Here is a 3958-nt window from a genome sequence, read left to right on the forward strand (position 1 = left end):
ACCGGGAAAAAGCCGTATGACAAAACAGGAATCAGCCGCACTGAACATGGCAAAATTTATCCGGGCGCAGTCGCTGCTGCTGCTCGAAAAACTCGACGTGCTCGATCTTGATGACGAGGCAGCCGACTGTGAGCGAATGCACGAACAGGCAGAAGCGCTTTATCAGAAGCTGAGCGCACGCTTCGGTATACAGGACGGCGAATAAAGAGACGAAAAGAACGCTCACTTAGACGAAAAGCGTATCCATGGCAACTATGTATATCCACCGTGTACATAGTCATGCCTGACGCTTTCGAGCAGGTCGAGCATGTAGGAACGACGAGCTTGATTGGTATCGGACACAATATGGCGATACGCCTCAAACATAACAGCACCCGCATCACCGCCCGAACGGCGAAGCATAGCGGAAATCATCCGCACAAAGAGCAGACGTTCATCGGGGCAAAGGTTCATAAGTTCTCCTGGTGAAAAACCAAACATGAAGCACCCATCTATTAACGTCAGCTGTGAACGCTTCATTAGAAGAAAATAGGTAAACCCGGGAAAAAGATCCAAACGTTAACATCACAGGTAAACAGAAACGTCGGGTCGATCGGGAAATTCTTTCCCGGACGGCGCGGGGTTGGGCAAGCCGCAGGCGCGTCAGTGCTTTTAGCGGGTGTCGGGGCGCAGCCCTGAACCAGTCACGTAGCGCTAGCGGAGTGTATACTGGCTAAACTTCAGAGATGCCAAGGAAGGGACAGGATATGTTTTGTAGCACCGCCACCACGGTGGCGATACTCCAAAACGCCTGGTCAGGGCACAGCCCCGACACCCCAGAGCCGACTGTAGGTCACTGGGCGAACGCGGCGGAATGATGTCGGATGACGTCATTTTGCGGCGTTTGCCCTATCCTGCATCGTATTAAAAAATGCAGCTATGGCGCGTACGGTGCCAAAGATAAGCCCGGAGATATTCCGCTTCCTCGCTCACTGACTCGCTCCGCTCGGTCGTTCGGCTGCGGCGAGCGGTACCGGCTTACTGGCGGGGCGGAAATTTCCTGGCATCTTCCAGGAAGAAGCTTAACAGGGAAGCAAGAAGGCCACGGCGAAGCCGTTTTTCCATAGGCTCCGCCCCCCTGACAAGCATCACGAAATCTGACGCTCAAATCAGTGGTGGCGAAACCCGACAGGACTTAAAGATACCAGGCGTTTCCCCCTGGTGGCTCCCTCGTGCGCTCTCCTGTTCCTGCCTTTCGGTTTACCGGTGTCATTCCGCTGTTATGGCCGCGTTTATCTCATTCCACGCCTGACACTCAGTTCCGGGTAGGCAGTTCGCTCCAAGCTGGACTGTATGCACGAACCCCCCGTTCAGTCCGACTGCTGCGCCTGTTCCGGTAACTATCGACTTGAGTCCAACCCGGAAAGACACGACAAAGCGCCACTGGCAGCAGCCACTGGTAAGAGGGTGTACAAGAGATTACTGATGCAGAGTTCTTGAAGTCAGAGCCAAACTACGGCTAAACTGGAAGGACGAATTTGGTGGCAGCGGTCTTGTACACCCTGTTACCACGGTTCAGAAGTTCCCCAACTTACTGAACCTTCGAAAAACCACCTCCCCAGGTGGTTTTTTCGTTTTCAGAGCAAGAGATTACGACGCAACGGAAAGGATCTCAAGAGGTTCATCTTCGATGACCGACAGACATCAAAGTAAAACCGATACCAAACAACAGTACCAGTCAAAAACTCACACCGACAAAACCCTTTGAAAATAAAGCATAAAAAATCGTATAGTTGGATGATGCACAATCACCATTTAAGCTAGGGAAGGTGCGAATAAGCAGGTCATTTCTTCCCAAGCTGACTCGCTGATTAAAATTTCGCGGATCTGGGCCGATTTTTTTCCCGCAAACACATCGAATCAGCCTATTTAGGCTATTTTTTCCACCATTTCTGGCGTTATTTCCGGTTTTTACTGAGATCTCTCCCACTGACGTATCATTTGGTCCACCCGAAACAGGTTGGCCAGGGTGAATAACATTGCCAGTTGGTTATCGTTTTTCAGCAGCCCCTTGTATCTGGCTTTCACGAAGCCGAACTGCCGCTTGATGATGCGAAACGGGTGCTCCACCCTGGCACGGATGCTGGCTTTCATGTATTCGATGTTGATGGCCGTTTTGTTCTTGCGCGGATGCTGCTTCAAGGTTTTTACCCTGCCGGGACGCTCGGCGATCAGCCAGTCCACATCCACCTCGGCCAGCTCCTCGCGCTGTGGCGCTCCTTGGTAGCCGGCATCGGCTGAGACAAATTGCTCCTCTCCATGAAGCAGATTACCCAGCTGATTGAGGTCATGCTCGTTGGCCGCGGTGGTGACCAGGCTGTGGGTCAGGCCACTCTTGGCATCGACACCAATGTGGGCCTTCATGCCAAAGTGCCACTGATTGCCTTTCTTGGTCTGATGCATCTCCGGATCGCGTTGCTGCTCTTTGTTCTTGGTAGAGCTGGGTGCCTCAATGATGGTGGCATCCACCAAAGTGCCTTGGGTCATCATGACGCCTGCTTCGGCCAGCCAGCGATTGATGGTCTTGAACAATTGACGGGCCAGTTGATGCTGCTCGAGCAGGTGGCGGAAATTCATGATGGTGGTGCGATCCGGCAGGGCGCTATCCAGGGATAATCGGGCAAACAGGCGCATGGAGGCGATTTCGTACAGGGCATCTTCCATGGCACCGTCGCTCAGGTTGTACCAATGCTGCATGCAGTGAATACGCAGCATGGTCTCCAGCGGATAGGGCCGTCGGCCATTGCCCGCCTTGGGATAAAACGGCTCGATGACAGCGGTCATATTCTGCCATGGCAGAATCTGCTCCATGCGGGAGAGGAAAATCTCTTTTCGGGTCTGACGGCGCTTAGTGCTGAATTCACTATCGGCGAAGGTGAGTTGATGGCTCATGATGTCCCTCTGGGATGCGCTCCGGATGAATATGATGATCTCATATCAGGAACTTGTTCGCACCTTCCCTAGTAAAAATGACAATCACATACTTAGCTCTTATATTTATCACCCTACTAACAATCAATATAATATTAAAAAATAGACGTTCTAAAAAATATTTAGCATATAACATCTGCCTTGCTCAATTCACTTATGAAAATGAATCTACAGAAAACAGAGCCAGAATAGAAAATAAAGCCAAGGAAATAATAGCCAATGGTTCATCCATTCAACACATGAAAAATACAATCAAACAAAACAATCCGCTTGTGATTTATGGCTTTTACGCATTAGCAATGGATGAGCTAGGAGTCCCCCCTTTACTATATGGATTTGATAGGTGGTATCCAGTTAGAAACCCATTCCTTGCAGAACATGGGCTGAGTCGACATATAGAAAAGGCAGTAGACAAAATAGAAAATAAATCAAAAGTACAATGGGAACATTGGATTAATTAACTTTATATAAAGTAGGTGTGAAGTGAAAAAGATAACAATTGCAGCATTAAGTCTTGTACTACTTTCCGGCTGTGCTTCAGTAAGCAAAAGCTATGGCCCAGATGGAAACGAGGCGTACAGTTTAACTTGTTCAGGAATGGCCCGTGATTGGGGAATGTGTTTAACAAAGGCAGGAGAACTGTGTGGAGCAAAAGGATATAACATCCTTAGTATAAATGGCGATTCCGGAGCATTAGTTACAGCCAACCCACAATCATTAATGGCTGGCTCAGTCATCAATAGAAACATGCTCATATCCTGCAAGCAGCTATAGGACATAAAAAGAGCCAACCTTGAGGTACATTTACCATAACATCCGTTGCCCGCACCACCTCAGGCGCCCTCAGGGCGTTTCTGAGGACTCCGGCCTGAAACATACACCTTTCTGTGCCCATATCGAGAAAAAACGCCCCTGATGATTTCTGCGTACCTGCATGGCTATGCACTCAAGTGAATGAAGTAAGATTTCAGTCTGCGATCACCATAAA

Annotated in this window: 7 protein-coding genes; 4 read left to right on the forward strand and 3 right to left on the reverse strand. The window is 49.6% G+C overall.

The genetic code is table 11. From position 1 onward, the window contains the following. Positions 1-16 precede the first annotated feature (16 nt). Positions 17-205, forward strand: a complete 189-nt coding sequence (locus L2Y28_RS25480) for a Rop family plasmid primer RNA-binding protein (RefSeq protein WP_000165998.1) — start codon at positions 17-19, stop codon at positions 203-205. A gap of 47 nt (positions 206-252) precedes the next feature. Here L2Y28_RS25480 and L2Y28_RS25485 read toward each other — a convergent pair whose 3' ends face one another. Further along, positions 253-480 (reverse strand): hypothetical protein, encoded by a 228-nt coding sequence (locus tag L2Y28_RS25485; protein WP_224019247.1) that lies wholly within the window; start codon positions 478-480, stop codon positions 253-255. Between the two features lie 852 nt (positions 481-1332). Between L2Y28_RS25485 and L2Y28_RS25490 the strand changes: the two genes are divergently transcribed. Further along, entirely contained in the window at positions 1333-1479 is a 147-nt protein-coding gene (locus L2Y28_RS25490; protein ID WP_114456554.1) for a replication initiation protein, read from the forward strand. Between the two features lie 238 nt (positions 1480-1717). Here L2Y28_RS25490 and L2Y28_RS25620 read toward each other — a convergent pair whose 3' ends face one another. Both L2Y28_RS25620 and L2Y28_RS25495 read right to left on the reverse strand, forming a co-directional pair. Continuing rightward, entirely contained in the window at positions 1718-1969 is a 252-nt protein-coding gene (locus L2Y28_RS25620) for a hypothetical protein (RefSeq protein WP_370875793.1), read from the reverse strand. Continuing rightward, entirely contained in the window at positions 1951-2931 is a 981-nt protein-coding gene (locus L2Y28_RS25495; RefSeq protein WP_000019450.1) for an IS5-like element ISKpn26 family transposase, read from the reverse strand. The genes L2Y28_RS25620 and L2Y28_RS25495 overlap by 19 nt, the downstream gene beginning before the upstream one ends. A 77-nt stretch (positions 2932-3008) precedes the next feature. Between L2Y28_RS25495 and L2Y28_RS25500 the strand changes: the two genes are divergently transcribed. Then, the gene (locus tag L2Y28_RS25500) at positions 3009-3431 is read left to right on the forward strand and encodes a hypothetical protein (protein WP_080052137.1); all 423 of its coding nucleotides are present in this window, start codon (positions 3009-3011) and stop codon (positions 3429-3431) included. Between the two features lie 22 nt (positions 3432-3453). Next, on the forward strand, positions 3454-3744 hold the full coding sequence (locus L2Y28_RS25505) for a lipoprotein (RefSeq protein WP_080052136.1): 291 nt from the start codon (positions 3454-3456) through the stop codon (positions 3742-3744). Positions 3745-3958: the final 214 nt, after the last annotated feature.

Origin of the sequence: Enterobacter sp. JH25 (assembly GCF_021725435.1) — a bacterium.
In the GTDB taxonomy this organism is placed as follows: Bacteria; Pseudomonadota; Gammaproteobacteria; order Enterobacterales; family Enterobacteriaceae; genus Enterobacter; species Enterobacter intestinihominis.

Excerpts from the sequence above, each read along its gene's own strand:
- L2Y28_RS25480 (WP_000165998.1), top strand. The coding sequence starts at position 17 with ATGACAAAACAGGAATCAGCCGCACTGAACATGGCAAAATTTATCCGG.
- L2Y28_RS25485 (WP_224019247.1), bottom strand. The coding sequence starts at position 480 with ATGTTTGGTTTTTCACCAGGAGAACTTATGAACCTTTGCCCCGATGAA.
- L2Y28_RS25490 (WP_114456554.1), top strand. The coding sequence starts at position 1,333 with ATGCACGAACCCCCCGTTCAGTCCGACTGCTGCGCCTGTTCCGGTAAC.
- L2Y28_RS25495 (WP_000019450.1), bottom strand. The coding sequence starts at position 2,931 with ATGAGCCATCAACTCACCTTCGCCGATAGTGAATTCAGCACTAAGCGC.
- L2Y28_RS25500 (WP_080052137.1), top strand. The coding sequence starts at position 3,009 with ATGACAATCACATACTTAGCTCTTATATTTATCACCCTACTAACAATC.